The organism is Rhodococcus sp. 077-4, from assembly GCF_047782425.1.
Lineage (GTDB): Bacteria > Actinomycetota > Actinomycetes > Mycobacteriales > Mycobacteriaceae > Rhodococcoides.
In genome coordinates this window covers 111961-130625 of record NZ_JAJPWC010000007.1, presented here as the reverse complement: position 1 = coordinate 130625, position 18665 = coordinate 111961, and the positions used below count along the sequence as shown (strand labels likewise).

Annotated in this window: 15 protein-coding genes and 2 pseudogenes; 8 read left to right on the top strand and 9 right to left on the bottom strand. The window is 63.7% G+C overall.

Annotated elements, in window-relative coordinates; translation table 11 throughout:
- Positions 1-129 precede the first annotated feature (129 nt).
- Complete coding sequence (locus ACNEOT_RS24325; RefSeq protein WP_415977279.1) at positions 130-1737, bottom strand: acyl-CoA synthetase; 1608 nt, start codon at positions 1735-1737, stop codon at positions 130-132.
- Between the two features lie 272 nt (positions 1738-2009).
- On the opposite strand from ACNEOT_RS24325, the gene ACNEOT_RS24320 reads away from it, so the two are divergent.
- The 4 genes and pseudogenes from ACNEOT_RS24320 to ACNEOT_RS24305 form a co-directional block, all read left to right on the top strand.
- The gene (locus tag ACNEOT_RS24320) at positions 2010-2615 is read left to right on the top strand and encodes a TetR/AcrR family transcriptional regulator (protein ID WP_415977278.1); all 606 of its coding nucleotides are present in this window, start codon (positions 2010-2012) and stop codon (positions 2613-2615) included.
- Between the two features lie 67 nt (positions 2616-2682).
- Positions 2683-4205 (top strand): annotated as a pseudogene (locus tag ACNEOT_RS24315) (acetyl-CoA acetyltransferase).
- Positions 4202-4993 carry an enoyl-CoA hydratase-related protein gene (locus tag ACNEOT_RS24310; RefSeq protein ID WP_415977277.1) on the top strand — a complete coding sequence of 264 codons (792 nt, stop codon included), beginning with the start codon at positions 4202-4204 and terminating at the stop codon, positions 4991-4993. Before ACNEOT_RS24315 ends, ACNEOT_RS24310 begins: the two are co-directional and overlap by 4 nt.
- 190 nt (positions 4994-5183) lie before the next feature.
- Positions 5184-5312: pseudogene (locus ACNEOT_RS24305) on the top strand (acyl-CoA dehydrogenase); the annotation flags it as partial.
- Between the two features lie 104 nt (positions 5313-5416).
- Here the strand turns inward: ACNEOT_RS24305 and ACNEOT_RS24300 are convergent.
- Positions 5417-6262: an alpha/beta fold hydrolase gene (locus ACNEOT_RS24300; protein WP_415977275.1), complete on the bottom strand. Its 846-nt coding sequence runs from the start codon at positions 6260-6262 to the stop codon at positions 5417-5419.
- A 552-nt stretch (positions 6263-6814) separates the two neighbouring features.
- On the opposite strand from ACNEOT_RS24300, the gene ACNEOT_RS24295 reads away from it, so the two are divergent.
- The 3 genes from ACNEOT_RS24295 to ACNEOT_RS24285 all read left to right on the top strand — a co-directional run bounded on the left by ACNEOT_RS24295 (position 6815) and on the right by ACNEOT_RS24285 (position 9209).
- On the top strand, positions 6815-7639 hold the full coding sequence (locus ACNEOT_RS24295; RefSeq protein ID WP_415977274.1) for an aldo/keto reductase: 825 nt from the start codon (positions 6815-6817) through the stop codon (positions 7637-7639).
- A 75-nt stretch (positions 7640-7714) separates the two neighbouring features.
- On the top strand, positions 7715-8821 hold the full coding sequence (locus tag ACNEOT_RS24290) for an alpha/beta fold hydrolase (RefSeq protein WP_415977272.1): 1107 nt from the start codon (positions 7715-7717) through the stop codon (positions 8819-8821).
- 73 nt (positions 8822-8894) lie between these two features.
- Positions 8895-9209, top strand: coding sequence for a DUF3263 domain-containing protein (locus ACNEOT_RS24285; protein WP_415977271.1), 315 nt, complete (start codon positions 8895-8897; stop codon positions 9207-9209).
- A 388-nt stretch (positions 9210-9597) separates the two neighbouring features.
- On the opposite strand, the gene ACNEOT_RS24280 is transcribed toward ACNEOT_RS24285, so the two are convergent.
- The 5 genes from ACNEOT_RS24280 to ACNEOT_RS24260 all read right to left on the bottom strand — a co-directional run bounded on the left by ACNEOT_RS24280 (position 9598) and on the right by ACNEOT_RS24260 (position 14985).
- Positions 9598-10443, bottom strand: coding sequence for an alpha/beta fold hydrolase (locus tag ACNEOT_RS24280; RefSeq protein ID WP_415977270.1), 846 nt, complete (start codon positions 10441-10443; stop codon positions 9598-9600).
- Positions 10440-11966, bottom strand: a complete 1527-nt coding sequence (locus ACNEOT_RS24275; RefSeq protein ID WP_415977269.1) for a flavin-containing monooxygenase — start codon at positions 11964-11966, stop codon at positions 10440-10442. The genes ACNEOT_RS24280 and ACNEOT_RS24275 overlap by 4 nt, the downstream gene beginning before the upstream one ends.
- Before the next feature lie 408 nt (positions 11967-12374).
- Entirely contained in the window at positions 12375-13541 is a 1167-nt protein-coding gene (locus tag ACNEOT_RS24270; RefSeq protein ID WP_415977268.1) for a PucR family transcriptional regulator, read from the bottom strand.
- A gap of 104 nt (positions 13542-13645) precedes the next feature.
- Complete coding sequence (locus ACNEOT_RS24265) at positions 13646-13990, bottom strand: hypothetical protein (RefSeq protein ID WP_415977318.1); 345 nt, start codon at positions 13988-13990, stop codon at positions 13646-13648.
- Positions 13991-14037: 47 nt separating this feature from the next.
- Entirely contained in the window at positions 14038-14985 is a 948-nt protein-coding gene (locus tag ACNEOT_RS24260; protein WP_415977266.1) for a 3-hydroxyacyl-CoA dehydrogenase, read from the bottom strand.
- Between the two features lie 256 nt (positions 14986-15241).
- Between ACNEOT_RS24260 and ACNEOT_RS24255 the strand changes: the two genes are divergently transcribed.
- Positions 15242-16546, top strand: a complete 1305-nt coding sequence (locus ACNEOT_RS24255) for a PucR family transcriptional regulator (RefSeq protein ID WP_415977264.1) — start codon at positions 15242-15244, stop codon at positions 16544-16546.
- A 56-nt stretch (positions 16547-16602) separates the two neighbouring features.
- Here the strand turns inward: ACNEOT_RS24255 and ACNEOT_RS24250 are convergent, their stop codons facing one another.
- Together ACNEOT_RS24250 and ACNEOT_RS24245 are read right to left on the bottom strand one after the other, a co-directional pair.
- Positions 16603-17091: a monooxygenase family protein gene (locus tag ACNEOT_RS24250; protein WP_415977263.1), complete on the bottom strand. Its 489-nt coding sequence runs from the start codon at positions 17089-17091 to the stop codon at positions 16603-16605.
- Positions 17091-18653, bottom strand: a complete 1563-nt coding sequence (locus tag ACNEOT_RS24245; RefSeq protein WP_415977262.1) for an MFS transporter — start codon at positions 18651-18653, stop codon at positions 17091-17093. The genes ACNEOT_RS24250 and ACNEOT_RS24245 overlap by 1 nt, the downstream gene beginning before the upstream one ends.
- Positions 18654-18665 lie beyond the last annotated feature (12 nt).

Genomic DNA, 18665 nt, shown 5'->3' with positions numbered 1-18665 from the left:
TAGGCACTGGCCATCACGTGGCGCAGTCAAGCGTTGAAATGTCGAATTCTGTTGTAGTGCAACGCTAACCATCGATCAGCATGCTGCAGGTACCCAGCAGAGAACTCGGGTGGCCTGGCGCATTCTCGTTTAGATCTCGGTAAGTTTGCGACGCAGTAATTTTCCCGTGGCGTTACGCGGGAGCTGATCGATGAAGATGACGTCTCGGGGGACTTTGTATCGCGCCAGGTTCGAACGAACGTGTCCGCGGAGCGCATCTGGATTCTGTACCGCGCCGGGGGCGAGGACGACGAAGGCGCGTAGACGGTGGCCGAACTCGGAATCTTCCACTTCCATCACCGCCACGTCGGCCACATCGTCCATGTCGGCCAGCAGATTCTCCACTTCGAGCGGATAGACGTTCTCGCCGCCGGAGACGATCATGTCGTCGTCCCGTCCATCGACGAACAGCAGTCCGTTCGCGTCGAAATGGCCGACGTCTCCTGTGGATACGAGTCGACCGATGCGTTCTTTGTCCCGACCGTCGGTGTACCCCTCGAAGCTCAAACCGTTTGCCGCGAAGATTCTTCCGATGGTGTCGGGGGATGTGATTCGTTTGTCGGTGTCGTCGAATATCTCGACGTGGCAGGTGACCGGTGGCCGACCGGCAGTCCCCGGGGCAATAGTCAAGTCTTCGGGCGTCGCCACCGTGGCGACTGCAACTTCGGTGGATCCGTACAGGTTGTAGAGGACATTGCCGAAGGTGGCGGTGACTCGTTTGCACAGGTCGGGTGACAACGACGAACCCCCCGAAAATATGATACTCAGGTTCGAGGCGTCGTATTTCGACAACACATCCGGCCCCAGGCCCACGATGCGGTTCAGCATTGTCGGTACGAGAACGATACTGTCGCAACGAAATCGAGCCACTGCTTCGATTGTTTTCTCCGGATCGAACTTCCTGTGCATGACGACCGTTTGTCCGAGCGCCAATGCAAGAGCGAATTGAGACACGCCGGTTCCGTGAAAGGCCGGTGCCGCCATCATCATGATCTGGTTGCGGCGCAACGGTACTCGGTCGAGGAACTGCGCCGAGGCCAGTGGAGACATGTGTCCGCGAGGTGCGCCTTTGGGGGTTCCTGTGGTGCCGCTGGTGAGCAGGACGAAGCTGCCGTTCTTCGCGGGCGCGGCGACGGTCGACGTTGCATGGCCGATCACCGCTTCGTCGAGGGTGACCGATGCGGTGGGCGCTTCCGTGTCGGCTTCACTCCACGAGCGGTACATGATGGTGTCGGAGGGCAAGGAAGTTGCGATCTCGGCGAACTCGTCGTCGTAGACGAATGCCGCGACGTTTTCGCGTGCGGCGACGTCGACGAGTTGCGGGGCAGCGAAGCCCGTGTTCATGAGGACGAGCTTCGTGCCGTTCTTCGCTGCGGCCAACATCGTCAGCACCAGGCCGCGATGGTTACGGCACATGGCACCCATGACTGTCTCGGAGGTGATGCCGACGGACTGCCAGGAGCGGACGAGCGCGTTGCTCGTGCGTTCGAGATCGGCGTAAGTGAGGGGCCCGCGATCATCGATGATGGCGACCGCGTCGTAGCCGTTCTGGGCATGCGCGCAAACAGGTCCGGCAAAGGGTCCGTATTTGTTCACCGCATTCAAGGATTTGAGTCCGTGGTCGACGCGGGGAAATGGCACGAGACCGGCCTCGAGCACGACCCTCGAGGCCCGAATGGCGTCGGATATCTTGGACAATTACGTCGGCATGAGCGGACCTCTTTCAGTGTCGATGTGAGCATCGGCGGGTGGTCGTAGTTTCGCCCCGCCGATGTCACCGGCAGTCGATGCGTCTGAGTGGTTGTCTCGGAACTTCAGTCGCTAGCCGCCATCACCTCGACGGTAATACAGACACTGAATGTCCGCAATAGTGGGGCAGCTGATGGGTGCATCGAGTTGGGTGGACGATCGCGGTGCTGACCAGGCATGAGTGCACTGTCGGTGACACGCGAGGGTGCGATGATGGGCACATGCTCGAACACCGTCAGCGCGGACCCGGAAGGCCTCGGGATGCGGACATGGAAGTCCGCGTCTACGACGCCGTACTCGAGGTGTACTGGGAAACCAGTTGGCGCGGTTTCACTTTCGATGCGGTTGCCCGCCGAGCCAAGGTCGGCAGGGCTGCACTGTATCGCCGGTGGGACACCAAGGAGGCTCTGTTGGTACAGGCTTTGGAGGCGCGCTCACCGTTGTCCACGCCGATCGACACCGGCAGTGTTCGAGGTGATCTCCTCGAGCTTGCTGCTCAGCTCGAGAGCGGTTACACAGATCTCGCGGGCTTGGTGTCTTTGCGGGTAACGCTCGACGCGATGGTCAATCCCGACCTCTTGTCACATCTGACCGACACGCTCAATCAGAGCCGTCTGGTCACGGCCCGGTACATCGTCGAACGCGCTGTCGAGCGTGGGGAATTGCCGGTAGGAACGTCGACGACGCTGTTGCTCGAACTCGTGACCGGTGCCGTTCTCGCTCATGCACTCTTCTCGCATGCGCATGCGCATGCGGGACGCGTGAAGCCCTACGGCCCAGCGCATTCGGTGCTGATCGTCGACACCGTTCTGCGTTCGTTGACCTGACTCGGGGAGTCGGGTCGCACTACACGTCCTATTGCGGACACTGAATGTCTGTATTACCGTTCGGGGGGTGACCGACGCAACAGCAGTGCCCGTCATCGTCGGAGTCGCCGATGTTCGATCCGGACGCTTCGGAGATCCGGCACCGCCCAAAGAGCCTGTAGAGCTCATCTCGGAGGCGGTGGAAGGAGCTCTGCGAGACTCCGGTAACCACGACTTCGGAGCCCGAGTCGACGCAATCTACGCCGTCAGGACCTCGAGCTGGTCCTACGAGAACTTGCGATGCTCCTGGCGCAGCGCATCGGGGCCTCTGCGCCGCGGACCTGGACCAGTTCCGTCGGCGGCCACTGGCCTGCGGCGCTGCTCGATCGTCTCGGCTCCGAAATCGCCGACCGAAAGACGACTGTCGCGCTGCTCGTCGGCGGAGAGACTCAGGCGTCTGTCACTGCTCTGACGAAACAAGGGGTCGATCCGAGCGCGCGGGGGTGGTCCGCTGAGCCGGGTGGCCCGCCCACCTTCTCCGCCGAGGACCTCGGGAGCCCCGACATGATCAGGGCCGGCGTCGTCACGCCGGTTCGCGTCTACCCTCTTTTCGAGAATCGGTTCAGCCACGACATCGGTCAGAGCCCGGCGCAATCGCGCATCTACTCTGCCCGTTTGTACTCCGAGTTCTCTTCGATTGCCGTGGCGCATCCCAACGCCTGGTCGCCGACTTTCCGGACATCCGACGAACTCGCAACGACCGGGCCGAAGAACCGGCCGATCAGCGATGCGTACCCGCTGATGATGAATGCGATGCCCTTCGTGGATCAAGCCGCCGCAGTGCTCGTGTGCTCCCTGGCCGTTGCCCGTGAGCTGGGGGTGGGAGAGGACCGCATCGTGTACCTGTGGGGTGGAGCAGGTGCATCGGAACCGGACGATGTGCTGACGCGCAACGACTTCGGAGCGTCCGCTGCTATGAAGTCGGCGGTGCACCGCACCCTCGATCGTACGAAACTGACCGGAGGCGACCTGGGGCTCATCGATGCGTACAGCCCTTTCCCGATCGTTCCGAAAGTATTGACCGCAACACTCGGTCTATCGCAGACCACCGTTCCCACCGTCCTCGGCGGCCATTCCTTCTTCGGCGGTCCGCTGAACAGCTACACGCTCCACGCGGTTGCACAGACAGCTCGGATCTTGCGACACACGAAGGACGACAGGCCGGCGCTGGTGCATGCGAACGGCGGCTATATGACCTCACAGCATTCGGTGGTCCTGTCCCGTCACCCGCACCCCGATGGATATGTCGGCGATCCCGTCGCGCAGTCGATCCCTCCGTCCGCTGCCGAGGTCCTGCACGGATACAGCGGCAATGCGGAGATCATCTCTGCAACTGTGGAATTCGATCGAGCAGGTGAGCCGTCGACCGGAATCGTTATCGCCACGACCCCTGCGGGTTCACGCGTAGCCGGTCATACCGATGCTGCCGACGCGGAGGCAATGATTCGCCACACGCGCGAGGGCACCCGTTCCCTGGTCGGCGCGCACGTCACTATCACCGACCGCGACGGATGTGTCGCGGTCACGTTCGAAGACGAGGAACCGACATGAACGACGTAGTACTGACAGAGGTCCGCGGTCACACGTTGGTGGTCACCATCAACCGACCCCGGGCGGCAAACAGCGTCAACAGTGACGTCCACCGAGGCCTCGGCGAGGCATGGGAGAGGGCAGAGGCGGAGGGAGACATCCGGGCGGTTGTCCTGACCGGTGCGGGGGAGTCGGCGTTCTGCGCCGGTGCCGATCTCAAGGCCCTCGGTAGCTCCGGCCCGGACGGAGTGACCCCTCCGGAGACCGCACACTGGGGTTTTGCGGGGGTGGTCAAACACCACATCAGCAAGCCGATCATCTCTGCGGTGAACGGCAACGCACTTGGCGGGGGTACCGAGCTCGCGTTGGCCGGTGATCTTGTTGTGGCAGCGGATACTTCGACGTTCGGCCTTCCCGAAGTCAAGCGCGGTTTGATCGCCGGTGCAGGCGGTGTGTTCAGGTTGGTCACCGCAATACCGCGGGCCGTTGCATTGGAGCTGTTGCTCACGGGCGCGGGACTGAGCGCCGAAGACGCACTGCGGTGGGGTCTGGTCAACAGGGTAGTTCCGCGCGCCGATGTGCTGACCACTGCACTGGAGCTTGCCGAGAACATCTCGGCTGGAGCACCTTTGGCGGTGCAGGCCTCCAAGACGATTGCCCGAGGAATCGTCGACGGCCGCATTCCGACGGAAACGCAGGGGTGGACCCTTACCGAGGAGGCCCTCGCGCGGCTGAGTACATCATCCGACACCATGGAGGGGATCACCGCGTTTCTTCAAAAGCGCGACCCGATCTGGAGTGGTCGATGATAAAACCATCGGCAGAGAACCGCGGGAGACCGACGAACGTTCGGCACTGCGTGGTCTGACAAGAAAATTCACCGTCACCCACGTCGTGCTCAACCTCCCCGGTGAGAGAAGAACGGCGAAATCCCCCGCGGGTTGCAGCGCACTACAGCCGCATTGGGTGTGCTCGGCGCATCGACCCCCGAAAACGCCGAGCGGCTCCGACGTGGCCACCCTCGAGACCACGGCCGGGCTGGACGGTGACATTCACGTCGTCAACGGAACGAAGCTTTACATCACGTCGGGAGTTCGCGCGGACTTCGTGACGACAACCGTGCGGACCGTTGTGACGGTGGCTACGGGGGAGTTCTGCCGGTCGGTCGCGGTTCGTTGGGTTGCCGGCAAAGGAATTCTGGACACTTCCGGCTGGCCCCGGCCGGAAGTGTCCTAGCGGGGGAGCTGAGATCGGTTTCGACGTTCGGAATCTACCCAGCGCAACGCCTCCTCGGTCGCATGCGCAAACTTGGCCGGGTCGGCGACGGGCACGTCGTGGTCCGCGTCGAGCCGAATGACGTGCGCCCCCAGCAACTCTGCCGCCTCGATCTGCAGAACTGGCGGACACACTCGGTCGGCGGCGAGTACCAACACTGCCGTAGGGGCGCTCGACCGCACAGATCGGTGATCCTTACGCTGCACGGCCCGCCACACGGTGGCATAGCGCGGTTCGCCGGATACAGTCAACTGCTGTTCGACCCAAAGCTGCCGCGCCGCAGCATGTTTGCTCGTCCTCGCGCTGGCGCGCCAATAGCGAGCCGGCAGTGCCCGTGTCGCGTGATCGAGTCCCAGTGTGTGGGCGGTTGCGATCGCACGGAGAAACACGCGCTCTCGTACCTCCACGCCGTAGCGCATCGCGGCGGCTTGAACGATCAGCCCCGCAATCCTGTCAGGATGCCTATCGGCGGTGACCATCGCGACGATCCCTCCGAGGGAGTACCCGCATAGGGTCGCTTGTTGGACACCGAGCCGGTCCAGGACAGCGATCACGTCGTCGGCCACATCTTCGAACTCGAAGTGGTCGACCCGAATTCCTGACCCGTGATTCGGGAGATCGAAGACGATCACGGGCCGCTCCGGGCCGAAGAGATCCGCCAAAGCAAAGAAGTTGACGTCCGCAGTCAGTGTTATCCCGTGCAGGAGAACGACCGGGACGGCATCGGACGCCGCGATGTTCGGCGTGTGCCGCACCGTCAGCTGCCCGCGGCGACCGAGATCTACTTGCGTGACTCGGTCCACGGCAGCGCAGGTGCGTCGAGCTGGTGAGTGGGTCGCAGCGGCGAGAACATCGCCCAGACGGACCGCAGGTCGGAGGCAAGAGGGGCAATCCTGGTACGGGTGAGTCGCCGTCGGGAAGACGATCCCGCTGACCGGTCCGGACCGGTCACAGATCCTGTACTTGTTCGGTCGGACGAGGCAGAGTTTTCGATCGGCGAGTTCACAGAGACGATCGTATTACGGACAGTAAATGTATGTAAATATGCGCAGCTTCAGCAACGGTGCCGATTCGGGTCACGCAGGGATTTACGAAATCGGCTGCGGCCGACAAGAGTGCACGGTCGTCGAACGAGTGCGCAACCTCGTGCACTTGTGCCGATCGCATCACATCACTCGGGTGCCGGCTATCAGGAGCCGATGGGGACATTCCCGCCCTCGCAGCATCGTTGTGTGTCGACACAATCTTCGAGACGTGACATCGGCCCCCGGTCCATGTCGGTCTCGAGCGGATGCATATAGCGTCGAATTATTCGGCCCGACAACGGGTTCGGATACCAAGAACCAGGAGCTGCTATGTCTGTACCGTCTGTCGTGCTCAACAACGGAATCAAGATTCCTCAGCTGGGATTCGGGGTCTTCCAGGTCGACCCGGACGCGACCAAGGATGCCGTCCTGACTGCGCTCGATGTCGGGTACAGGCACATCGACACGGCTCAGCTGTACGGCAACGAGCGCGGCGTCGGCGATGCGGTACGCGAGTCGGGTGTCGCTCGCGAAGATGTGTTCGTGACGAGCAAGCTCAACAACGACGTCCACGCGCCAGCAGACGCGATCAAGGCTTTCGACACCTCACTCGAGGTACTCGGATTCGACTACCTCGACCTGTTCCTCATCCACTGGCCCATGCCGAAGAGCGCAGTCGATTTCGTCGATACGTGGCGGGCTCTGGAGCAGATTCACGCTTCGGGACGGGTCCGGGCAATCGGTGTCTCCAACTTCCACGAACATCACTTGAGCAGGCTGCTCGAATTCGCAGACATCGTCCCTGCCGTGAATCAGATCGAGATCCACCCTTACATGAGCCAGGACAGCCTCCGGGCGTTCGGCGCAGCTCGTGGCATAGCGACCCAGGCATGGTCGCCCATTGCGCAGGGTCTGGTGCTCGACGATCCGACCATCACTCGGATCGCGAAGGCAATCGACAAGGCGCCAGCTCAGGTCGTCCTGCGGTGGCACCTACAGCGCGGCGACATCGTGTTCCCGAAGTCGGTCACTCGATCCCGTGTGGAGGAGAACGCCGCGTTGTTCGACTTCGAGCTGTCCGCCGAAGATATGGCCGCAGTGAGTGCGTTGAACACCGATCGCCGTCTCGGTCCCGATCCCGAAGATCTGAACTGACCTTCCCGTTTTTGAACGGGGTTTCACACGTACGAGCATCTCGCCGTCGTCACCACCATTCTCGAGGAGAAGTCCATGCCTGAAGATCGCACCCTCGACCCGGCGGGCGCGCTCGGCGAGTCCGCCCGAAGCCACCCCGAATATGGCCCGAACAGTGGCGTCACGCGCGAGGGCATGTCGACCGCGGCGGGTCACCTCTCCTACTTGACAGCAGGTCCGGAGTCCGGCCCGCTGGTCGTGCTGGTTCACGGGTGGCCGGCGCCCGCTCTGACATGGAAACCACAGATCGACGCGCTGTCCGCGGCGGGCTTCCGGGTCGCAGCTCCGGACTTGCGAGGGTACGGCGGTTCATTCAAACCGGATAATTCGGACGCATATGCCCAACGGCACTTGGTCGGGGATATGCGTTCGCTCATCGAACACTTGGGGTACGAGTCGGCAATCTGGGTCGGTCACGACTGGGGTTCCGCGACGGTGTGGGCGCTCGCCGCGCACCATCCAGAGCTCTGCCAGGCTGTCGCGTCGGCAGTCGTTACCTATCGCTCGCTGGAGCGCGGTTACACCGAGATGCTGGACCTGGTGGACCGCGACCTGTACCCCGAGGCCACGATGCCGTACGCGCAGTTCGACTACATGGCCTACTACGAGCAGAACGCGGCGGAGGTGACGTCGCTGTTCGACCGACACGTCGAGCAGATGGTTCGCCTGCTCTACCGCCGAGGCGAGGCCGCAGCGATCGGCCAACCGGCCTTCACCGCGTTCATCACCGCCGCGGGCGGATGGTTCGGCGACGATGCAGTGCTCGATGTGCCGCGCGACGTAGAGGTCCTCGACGATGACCTCTACCGCCAGGTTGTCGACTCGCTCTCGGCCGGTGGCTTCGCTGGCCCGACAAGCTACTACCTCAACCACGACGACAATCGCCAGTACAGCGACGAATCGGTGAACGGTGGGGGACTGACCATGCCGACGCTTTTCGTCGAGGCTCAGCTCGACCCCATCGCCGCTCTCACCAACACACGACTGGCGGAACAGATGCGGAGTCACTGCACCGATCTGGTCGAAGTCAGCATTTCTGCCGGGCACTGGGTGGCACTCGAAGCGTCCGAAGAGTTCAACACCGCCCTCCTGGGCTGGCTCGGAGACCATCATCTGAGTCCGAACACCGCATCGGCTCGTTAGGTCAGGCTGCGGAAGCTATTCGCTCTCTGCAGTTGGCAGCCGCAGAGCGCACTGGTGGGGTGGTACTGAGGTTATGCCTGCTACATCGAAGAACATGAACGAGCGTGACCGGATGCTCGACTTCGCCGTCCGGTGGATGCCCTACGGGGGCGGTGAAGCAGAAGACATCATGGTTACGTTCGGGATGTCACCGGAGACGTACTTCCGGAGGCTCGAGCACGTGCTGACACACCCGGCGCAGCCCACCGGTCTCGACGCTCCGTCCGTGCAGGCCTTGCACCGGGTGTGCCGTCACCGCCTCGACAGCGAGGTCCGACGAGTCGAGGTCGGCCGGTCACCGCTTACCGACCCGTTTCGACCGGGCGTAAGCCCGCATGTTGCACGCTGAGTCGACCACCTAAGTCGACCACCGAAGTCGAGACTGTCTCCGCGCTGGCCACTCCACTCGGACGTTCCTGATGTCTCAGCGTAGGTAGCGGCGGCACGACACCGACACGACGCAGTACCCACCATCGACAACACCCCGACCACATCGGATCGGGGTGTTGTCGACGGTGGAGCCTCGCTTCCGCGAGTGGGACGCGTCAGGCGAGCTGGCCTTCTAGGATCTTGACAGCGCGACACTGACCCCGAGCTCGACCGGCAGGTCGGCCGCGCCGCCGGCGGCCTCGTCGAGCTCGGGGTAGCTCGCCCCCCGCGACGACAGCGGTACGGTCGGGGTTGCGTTCCGCTGTCGTCGCTGAGCAGTGCCAACAGGTTGTGCCGGACTTCGCGGCTTATGCGGCAACCGCGAGGAACTCGAGGGCGAGCTCGGCCAGCTCAGCGGGCCGCTCGACCTGTGGCATGTGACCGACGCCCTTGAACAGGTACGTCGACGCCTCCGGTAGAGCCCGGCGGGCCGCCTCGAGGTGCCGTGACGGCAGGATCTTGTCGCGGTCGCCCCAGACCACGAGGGTCGGCGTGCCGGATTCGGCCACCCGGCGCAGCAGCTGCTCACGCCAGGTCGGCAGGATGCCCGCCCGCAGTGTCGCCATCGATCGGACGGTCTCCCACATGACCTCGCCGGTGCCGGGTTCCGCAGCGACGGCTCGCGCGTGCTCGAGACGTACGGACGTCGCGTGCTTCGCCTCGGCGTAGCAGGCGCGCTCGGTCATGGCGATGCTGTCCTTTGTGGGATGCGTCGCCAGGAAGCGACCCAGCACGGGAACAGCGAGCAATCGCAGTGCCGGAGTGACCTCCGAGCCGAAGCCCGCGCTGTTGAGCAGCACGAGGCTCGCGACGCGGTCGGGTGCCTCGACGACGAGCTGCTGCGCGACTGCGCCGCCGAGGGAGTTACCGATCGCGTGAACCGGGCGTGTCTCGCCCAGCTCGTCGAGAGTCTGAAGCACTGCGCGCGCAAGCCCTGCGAGGTCCGTCGGCGTGGCCAGGCGTTCGGAGAAACCCGATCCTGCCAGGTCGAGGCTGATGACCCGGTGCTGCGACGACAGCCGCAGCACCACCTCCGACCAGTCCTCGAGGCTTCGTCCTATCCCGTGAAGCAGGACGACGGGGCTCGAGCCCGGGTCACCGTCGAGCCGCACCCGGGTGCGGCGCCCGGCGACCTCGATGAAACCGATGCTCATCGGGTGCTGGACAGCGTCGGGACCGACGCCGAGGTGAACTGCAGGTAGCCGTCGTCGATGGGATCCTTGCCCATTACCTGGCGGTCGTGCTTGTAGTCCTCGCGTACGGTCCACGGACCCGACTCGCCCTGCCGTGGGAATTGGTGGATCCCGCGCGCCACGTAGCCGGACGTGAGTCCCATGAACGGCTTGCGCCCTATCGACGGGTCGTCGAGCCGGGGCGAGGCGGCCGAGTACCCGTGACGGTCCATGTGCGCCAGCAGGCGGCAAGTGAACTGCGCGACCAGGTCGGCCTTGAGCGTCCACGGCAAACTGATGTAACCCACCGTGTAGGTGAAGTTGGGCACGTCGCTGACCATGGCCGACTTGTAGAAGACGTGTTCGGGCAGCTCCACCTTCTCGCCGTCGACGGACAGCGACATCTTGCCGAACGGCACCATGTTAAGGCCGGTCGCGGTGACGATGATGTCGGCCTTGAGCTCCTTGCCCGACTCCAGCAGGATGCCGGTCTCGGTGAACCGCACGATGTGGTCGGTGACGACCGATGCCTGGCCCGAGGAGATCGAGTCGAACAGGTCACCGTCGGTGATGAAGCACATGCGCTGGTCCCATGGGGCGTACTCGGGGGCGAAGTGGGTATCGACGTCGTAGCCATTGGGCAGAGCCTTGGCGTTGATACGGCGCACGAGGGACCGCATCTGGTTGGGGAAGCGACGGCTCGCCTTGTACAGAAAGGAGACCCGGGTGAGGTTGACCGTGCGGGTGATGCGCGCCGCAGCCGCGTCGGGCAGCACCTTGCGCAGCAAGATCGGCAAGGGGTCTTGACGCGGGATCGGCATCGCGTACGACGGCGAGCGTTGCAGCATCGTGACGTGGGCGGCCTTCTCGGCCATGTTCGGCACTACCGTCACGGCCGTGGCACCGCTGCCGATCACGACGACCTTCTTGCCGGTCCAGTCCAGGTCGGCCGGCCAGTGCTGACTGTGGACGATCTGCCCGGCGAAGTCGTCGCGTCCCTCGAAGTGCGGTGTGAAGCCCTGGTCGCCGTCGTAGTAGCCGGCAGCCGAGGTGAGGAAGCTCGCGGTCATCTCGAAGCGCGTGCCGTCGGCGGTGCGCTCGACCGTGACGGTCCAGCGCTGGTCGACCTTCGAGAAGTCGGCCTGAAGGACCTTGTGGCCGAGGTGGATGCGACGTCCGAGGTCGTTCTCGTCGATCGTCTCTTGCAGGTAGTCGACGATCTCGTGGGCATTGGCGACCGAGTTGGCCTTGTTCCAGGGCTTGAACCCGAAGCCGAAGGTGTAGAGGTCGGCGTCCGATCGAATGCCCGGGAACTTGAACAGGCTCCACGTGCCGCCGATCTCCTCGCGACCGTCGAGGATCACGAAGCTCTTGCCCGGCTGCAGCTTGCGCAGGTGGTAGCCCATACCGATGCCGGTCAGCCCGGCTCCGACGACGAGCACGTCGACGTGCTCGGGGACGATGCGGGACGACGTGGAGTGGACGGTGCTGCGGCGCTTGCTCATATGGGTCTCCTGAAGGGGTAAGGGAAGGAAAGAAAAGGCTGAGGGGGCTACTTCTGGGACAGCACGTGGACGTCCTCGGGGTGCCGACGCCCTAGGCCGCGCGCAGCACCGCTCGGGACGGCCCGTGGCCTCGGTGAAGGTGCTGGGCAGCAGTGTCGGTGAGTTCGTCGCGACGATCGTCAGGTTGTGCGTAGATGACATGACGTGAATCACTCCTCGGGACTTCAACGATAAGAGGACGGATACTTGTAGCGCTTGTCGCGACGCGTTCAACTTTGACCGACCCTTTGTGACGCGGCGACAAACGCCTGCGTCACGACCAGCCCTGTACCGACAATCTCCGTGCCGACTGAGCACCGCCACGCGGCCTGCCGCAGCGGGGCTCGATGAAGCACTCGAGCATGTCGATCAGTCGTGCTGTGGCCGCCGCGGACCGACGGGGCCGAGTAGCCGACGCGCCTCCATCGCGAGATAAAGGTGCGCGGCGTCGACAGGTTCGGTCGGAGTGCGGCCGGTGGCCTGGCACAGCTTGGCCATGCGGTACCTGACGGTGTTGGGATGGCAGTGGAGCAACCGGGCCGCCTCGGTGGTTGTGCCCTTTGCCTCGAACCATGCTCTCAACGTGCCGATCAGCATCTCTTGCTCGTCCGAGGGCAGCAGGTCCAGCCCTCCGAGGACATCACGAATCAGCTCGGCCGAGACCTCGCGTGTAGAGGCGAGTAGCACTGGCAGACGGGCCAACTCGTATCGAACGACGTCATTGCTGCCCGCCGGAGCGGCACCGCGCGCAGCTCGCGCCTGAGAGGCAGCGGAGCGAGCCTCGGACACCGATGTGAAGACCTCGCTCATTCCTACCCGTCCGAGGAGCGCACCGGTGAGGAGGGCCGCGAGCCGTTCGGTCGAATATCCGCGGGTCAGGATGACGAGCCCGACCTCCCCGTCGCCGTCGGACCGCCAGACTGTGTGTATTCCTGACGCTGCGAGCGTTCTGCTGACCGACGCCGGCCCCTCACTCCTACCGGCCGTGAGGGGGTCGGCGGCCACGACTGCGAACAGTCCTCGTGTGGGTAGTCGGAGGATTGTGGCGGCCTGGGAGAACGCCATACCACCGCCATGCGGGCCGTGGAAGAGCGTCGTCAGTGCGCTCTCGCGGAGGCGCTGATCGTGTTTCGTCTGCTCCAGCTCGTGTTCACGGTAAGCAGCATTGAGGACCTCCAGGTGTTCGTCGAGAGTGTTCCAGAAGCTTGCCGACGACCGGAGCAGGTGTTGCGTCGCCGCGGGATCACTGCCGAGCTTGCCGACCAACTCGTCCCAGATGGTCGACATGCCCAACCGGTAGGCGCGCTGCACCACCGCCAGCGGAGCGCCCTGCTCGGCACAGCGCCTTCCGGTGTGCCGCGGTGGTGCGGGGTCCCCGTCGCCATGATCGCCGCCGATGGCGTCGAGGATCGCCAGGATGTGGGGCCGCACGCTCTCCACGAGTTGGCTGCGGTCGAAAGCCTCGGTGTAGTACGGCTCCTTCTGGCAGATCTGCTCGGATACGGCGCCTGCCAGAACATCGACATCATCGGCCATCTCGTGGCACGCGGCGATAACCGCCGGTCCCGGCCGCTCATGCAGCAGCGGGAGCGACCTGAGTCGACGGTGGGGCCGCGCACGCGTGTGCGCGGTGGCGGCTGTCATCGCACGGCGTCGAGCGTCTTCGCTGTCGCGACAGCGAAGGACAGCGCGGTGTCCTCGATCGGGTCTTTGCCCAACATTCGACGATCGTTCTTGTAGTCCTGAGCGGCTACCCAGGGGCCCTCGGTTCCCTGCTGGGGGAACAGGTGCATGGCCCGATTCACGTATCCCGTGCCCATATCGATGTACGGACGTCGAGGCATCGCGCCGCGCGCCTCGAGGATTGCGAACGTCTTTGCGGGTTGAAGCTTTCGAAGGTGATGCCCCACGCCGATACCGGTCAGCCCGGCACCGACGACCAGGACATCGACGTGCTGGGGGAGGGTCTGAGTAGATGCGGTCACGGTGACCTCTCTTTCCGTAGTTGCGGGTGAAAGCGGAGAGACGACGTCTAGCTCGGCAGGAGCAGGGAGACGATCTCGGGCACCTTCGAGATGTCGGGGATTGCGAGGAAGTCCGGGGCCATGAACGCTGGTTCCGGCCAGGTGTAGTAGCCCGCTCCGGACTGGGCACCGTGGCGACCCTTGTCGATCAGGTTCTCTTTGATCCACTGCGCATTGGCCGTCATCTGCCGGTCGTCGCGGACCTCGCCCCAGTACGCCAAGATGTCGAAGGCGGTCTTCATGTTGACCTGGTCGAGCATTCCGAACGGTCCGATCGGAAAGCCGAACTTCATGAACGAGCGATCGACATCCTCCGGCGTGCTGATCCCGTTGGTGACCAGCGTCTGCGCCGCGTTGGACAACGCGAGCGTCCACGTGTTGACCACATAGCCGTTCTGCTCTTTTCGCACGGGGATGGGCATCATGCCGATCTCGATCGCAAACTCGGTGATCTGTGTCAACGTGCTGCGCGCTGTCAGGGCATGCGCCATGATCTCTGCGAAGTTCATGGCCCAGATACCGTTGCCGAAGTGCAGAGCACAGAACTTCTCAGGACGTCCGGTGGCTTCGGCGAAAGTGCTGGGTAGGAGGGTCGACGAGTTCGTCGCGACAAGAGTGTGCTCCGGCAGCAGATCGGCGATCTCCTTGAAGACCACGGTCTTGACGTCGGGAATCTCCGGGACGGCTTCGATCACCAAGTCTGCTCCGCGGACCGCGTCCGCGATGTCCGTGGTGAAAGTCAGACGGCCGTGGGTCGCCGCGATGTCGGTTTCGCTGGCGCCGAGTGACCCGGCGTAGATCGCGGCGTACTGCTGATGCGCCTCTCGACAGTGAGTCAGCGCATCCTCGGCGATGTCGTAGACCACTACGTTCTTGCCCTTGAATGCGCTGTGCCAGGCGATCTGGCCGCCGAGCACACCGGATCCGAGCAGGGTCACCGAACTGATGGAGGACATTTGAGTGGCTTCTTTCGTAGTTTGTAGCAATGGCGCTCTCCTTGTCGGAGGGAGCGTCGGCGCACTCCGCGTTGCTGTGGGAGCAGCTGGTCGCCTTCACTGCACTGAAACCTATGACTGGATGTGAATGTTGCGCTCGTCACACCACGCCAGACTTCGTGCGGATCGTTGTGACACGATCACAACGTGATGGCAATACGTGGTGTGCGCGGAATGGGCGACTCGGGTCGAAACGTGTACGGATTCAGGGGCTGAGATGGCCACCGTCCGCGCAGATCCCGAGTGGCCACCCTTACGCGAGCAGTCCGCTCAGCGAGTCTGGCGCGAGGTGCTGCAGCCTCTCGCCACAAGGTTGCAGCACGCCTCCGACGCTCTGGCCGTGGATGCGGTGACGCAAGTGCGTACCGAGGTCGCCGAGCTGTTGGATGACGTGCAGGCCAGGGACGAAGCAATCTGGAGCACGGCCGAGACCCTGCGCCTCTTCGCTGCACTGCTGGAAGATGGTAAAGATCCGGCAGGAAGCGATCTGCCACCGTCGACGGTGGCCATCATGAGATCAGCGGTCAGGAGACAGACCCCGTTGGCGTGGCATTCCCGCACCTACCGTCTGGTGCACGCCCACGTGTGGCGTTGGCTGCATCATCAGATCGCCGAGAACACGCCCGACGGACAAGATCGAACCATCGCCCTGGATCTCGTCACGACCATGATGACGTTGTTCGCCGATCGCGCGTTGACCCGTGGTGACGAGGCGTACGAGGTAGAGCGCGAGGTGTGGTCGCAAGGAGCTGCGGCGGCGCGCGTGGCAGCGATCGACGATGTGCTGGCCGATCGGAGCACAGACGTGCCGGCACTCTCTGCACGGCTTCGGTACGACCTCACTCGGCACCACGTCGGCGTTGTCGTGTGGCTGGACCATGCAGTGGACGCGCACGTCACCCCATCGATGTTGAGTGGGGTGATCGCCGCCGCGGCCCGAGCGAACGGTGCCGAGTCGAGCATCACCCACCCGCTGGGGTCGGCAGCTATCGCCGGCTGGTTCGGCCGCAGGCATGGCTTCGAGGGCGACGTGATCATCGGTGGCGGAAGTGCCCCAGCCCTCCCGCCTGGTGTCAGGGTCGCCGTCGGGCAGGCTGCCCAGGGCATCGCCGGTTTCCGGATGACTCATGTCCAGGCCGAGCATGGTCGCCGGGTGGCGGCTCTGCGCGCGGGCGAAGACGCACGTGTGACGAGATACCCGGACGTAGCCTTGATCGCTCTGTGCATCGCCGACCCGAAACACGCGGCACAGTTCGTCGAGCAGACACTGGGGCGCCTCGCCGAAGATGACGACACGACGCGGCGGCTGGCCGCGAGTTTGCAGGTCTACATGCGCGAGAACCGCAGTCGCGTGCACGCTGCCGCTGCGCTGTCGATCCATCCGAATACTGTGAGCTACCGGGTGCGGCAGGCAGAGGCCCTTCTCGGCCGGAGTATCGACGAGAACTCGATGGAGCTGTCGGTTGCACTCACGTTGTTACCGGTGTCAGGACCGACTCGTCGGGCATCGAAAGGATCGTGAGCAGCTCGGCCGAGGGATTCGGGCCGGCACAGCAACGGCGGACTCCCTCCGCTCTGTCAGTGCGCCTGCGAATCTCCCATTCGGTCTTTTGCCCGAGACGTGGCGCGCAGTTCACGATAGGTCCCGACCGATGCCAGGCTCATGCGCGGCATGTTGGCATAGATTGCCTCGAAGCGACCGGCCGGGACTTCGTACGCCTCGTGCCAGACGCCGACGTGACCGTTGTACGCGGTGCGCTTGAAAAACGCCTTCTTCGCCGGCTTGTGCTCGAGGTCGGCATCGTTGGCCCACTTCTGCAGTTCGTCGAACGAGCGCCAGTGCTGGACGAAGAAGAACAGTCGTGGATCGGACACCGACCACACGGTATTGGATTTGAGCAGGGGTGTGCTGGGTAGGGCCAACGCTTCCTTCGTCATGGAGAACGCAGCTCGGAAGACTGGCAACCATTCTGTGATGCGCCAGATACTGTTCATTCGTAAACCGATGAACAGCACTACGAAGTCGTCCGGGTAATTTGCGGTGTAACGGCCTGCTTTGACATCCATTACGAGCCTTTCGTTGGTTGAGCCTCGTCGTCGCTGGGGTGCGACGGGAGGAAGATCAGCGTCAAGACGCCTGCGACTGCGGTGACCGCTCCGGCGACGAGACTGCCGGTGGCGAAGCCGTCGATGAATTGTTCGCGTGCAAGCTCGGTCAGTTGCGACCCGAGCATCGCGCCGGGGTCACCCAGCGCCTCTGCAGCCTGGCGTGCAGCCTCGAGAGCGGCACCTACCGACTCGCGCGCAGGTTCCACCAGGGCGGCGGGCAACTGTGTTGTGTCGAGCCCATCCCTGTAAACAGACAGCGCAACCGAACCGATCACGGCGACACCCAGTGTTCCGCCGAGCTCACGGGTGGCATCGTTGACTGCCGACCCCATGCCGGCCTTGTCGGTCGGGACGACGCCCATGATCGCCTCTGTTGCAGGTGCACTCGTCAGACCGAGGCCTGCGCCGAGCAACACCATCTGGCCGGCGATCTGCAGGTAGGAGGTCCCGGCCTCGACCTGTGAGATCCACAGGAACGCAGCAGTCAACAATGCCAATCCGCTCGCGACCACCACCTTGGACCCGACCAATACAGCCAAGCGAGGGCCCACCAACGAGAACGCTGCCAAAGACCCTGCAACAGGGAGCATTCGTACCCCGGTGTCGAGTGGGCCGAACCCTCGGACGGACTGAAAGTATTGTGTGACAAGGAAAATGAAGCCGAACAGGGCGAAGAACGCGCTGGTGACCGCTCCACTGGCCGCGGTGAAGCGCATGTTGGTGAACAGTCGCACGTCCAGCATCGGGTGGCGCGCGCGTGATTCTCGTACAACGAACATGACCAACAGTGCGGCAGCCACACCGAATCCGAGCAGTGTCGACGTGGACGACCATCCGCGATCGGGGCCCTCGATGATCGCGTGCACCAACGACCCCAGGGCCAGCACAGAAAGAACAAGGCCCGTTTTGTCCAGCGGCGGCGTCGACGGGTCAATGGAATTCGGAACGAATCGAATCGCCAGAGCGAAGGCCCCGGTAGCGGCGAGTCCGTTGAAAACGAAGATCGATCCCCACCAGAAATGTTCGATCAGTGACCCGCCCACGACGGGTCCGACGGCGACCGAGACGCCGGTCGCTGCGCCCCAGATGCCGATTGCCACGACGCGTTCCGACCGCTCCTGAAACACGTTGGTCAGGATCGAGAGCGTTACCGGGTACACCACGGCAGCCGCCACTCCAGCCAGCGCGCGCCAGGCGATCAGATGACTGGGCTCACCACTCCATGCCCCGCCGACCGATGCGACCGCGAAGAGCGCGAGCCCCCCGATCAAGAAAGGGCGGCGCCCGAACCGATCACTGAGCGACCCCCCGGCCAGTACCAACGCGGCGAACGCCAGGTTGAACGCGTCGACTATCCACAGCAGATCGCGAGTCGACGCTCCCAAATCCCCCACCAGAGTAGGTAGGGCGATGTTGACGATCGTGGTGGAGACGTTCACCACGAACACCGCGGAGCACAGCGTGATCAGTGCGGCCATCTTTTTCGATCGGATGGCAGGCACTGCTGCGAGAATCGTCATAACAAAGTTATA

Excerpts from the sequence above, each read along its gene's own strand:
- ACNEOT_RS24295 (WP_415977274.1), top strand. The coding sequence starts at position 6,815 with ATGTCTGTACCGTCTGTCGTGCTCAACAACGGAATCAAGATTCCTCAG.
- ACNEOT_RS24255 (WP_415977264.1), top strand. The coding sequence starts at position 15,242 with ATGGCCACCGTCCGCGCAGATCCCGAGTGGCCACCCTTACGCGAGCAG.
- ACNEOT_RS24250 (WP_415977263.1), bottom strand. The coding sequence starts at position 17,091 with ATGGATGTCAAAGCAGGCCGTTACACCGCAAATTACCCGGACGACTTC.
- ACNEOT_RS24320 (WP_415977278.1), top strand. The coding sequence starts at position 2,010 with ATGCTCGAACACCGTCAGCGCGGACCCGGAAGGCCTCGGGATGCGGAC.
- ACNEOT_RS24280 (WP_415977270.1), bottom strand. The coding sequence starts at position 10,443 with ATGAGCATCGGTTTCATCGAGGTCGCCGGGCGCCGCACCCGGGTGCGG.
- ACNEOT_RS24270 (WP_415977268.1), bottom strand. The coding sequence starts at position 13,541 with ATGGCCGATGATGTCGATGTTCTGGCAGGCGCCGTATCCGAGCAGATC.
- ACNEOT_RS24260 (WP_415977266.1), bottom strand. The coding sequence starts at position 14,985 with ATGTCCTCCATCAGTTCGGTGACCCTGCTCGGATCCGGTGTGCTCGGC.
- ACNEOT_RS24275 (WP_415977269.1), bottom strand. The coding sequence starts at position 11,966 with ATGAGCAAGCGCCGCAGCACCGTCCACTCCACGTCGTCCCGCATCGTC.
- ACNEOT_RS24290 (WP_415977272.1), top strand. The coding sequence starts at position 7,715 with ATGCCTGAAGATCGCACCCTCGACCCGGCGGGCGCGCTCGGCGAGTCC.
- ACNEOT_RS24245 (WP_415977262.1), bottom strand. The coding sequence starts at position 18,653 with ATGACGATTCTCGCAGCAGTGCCTGCCATCCGATCGAAAAAGATGGCC.
- ACNEOT_RS24310 (WP_415977277.1), top strand. The coding sequence starts at position 4,202 with ATGAACGACGTAGTACTGACAGAGGTCCGCGGTCACACGTTGGTGGTC.
- ACNEOT_RS24285 (WP_415977271.1), top strand. The coding sequence starts at position 8,895 with ATGCCTGCTACATCGAAGAACATGAACGAGCGTGACCGGATGCTCGAC.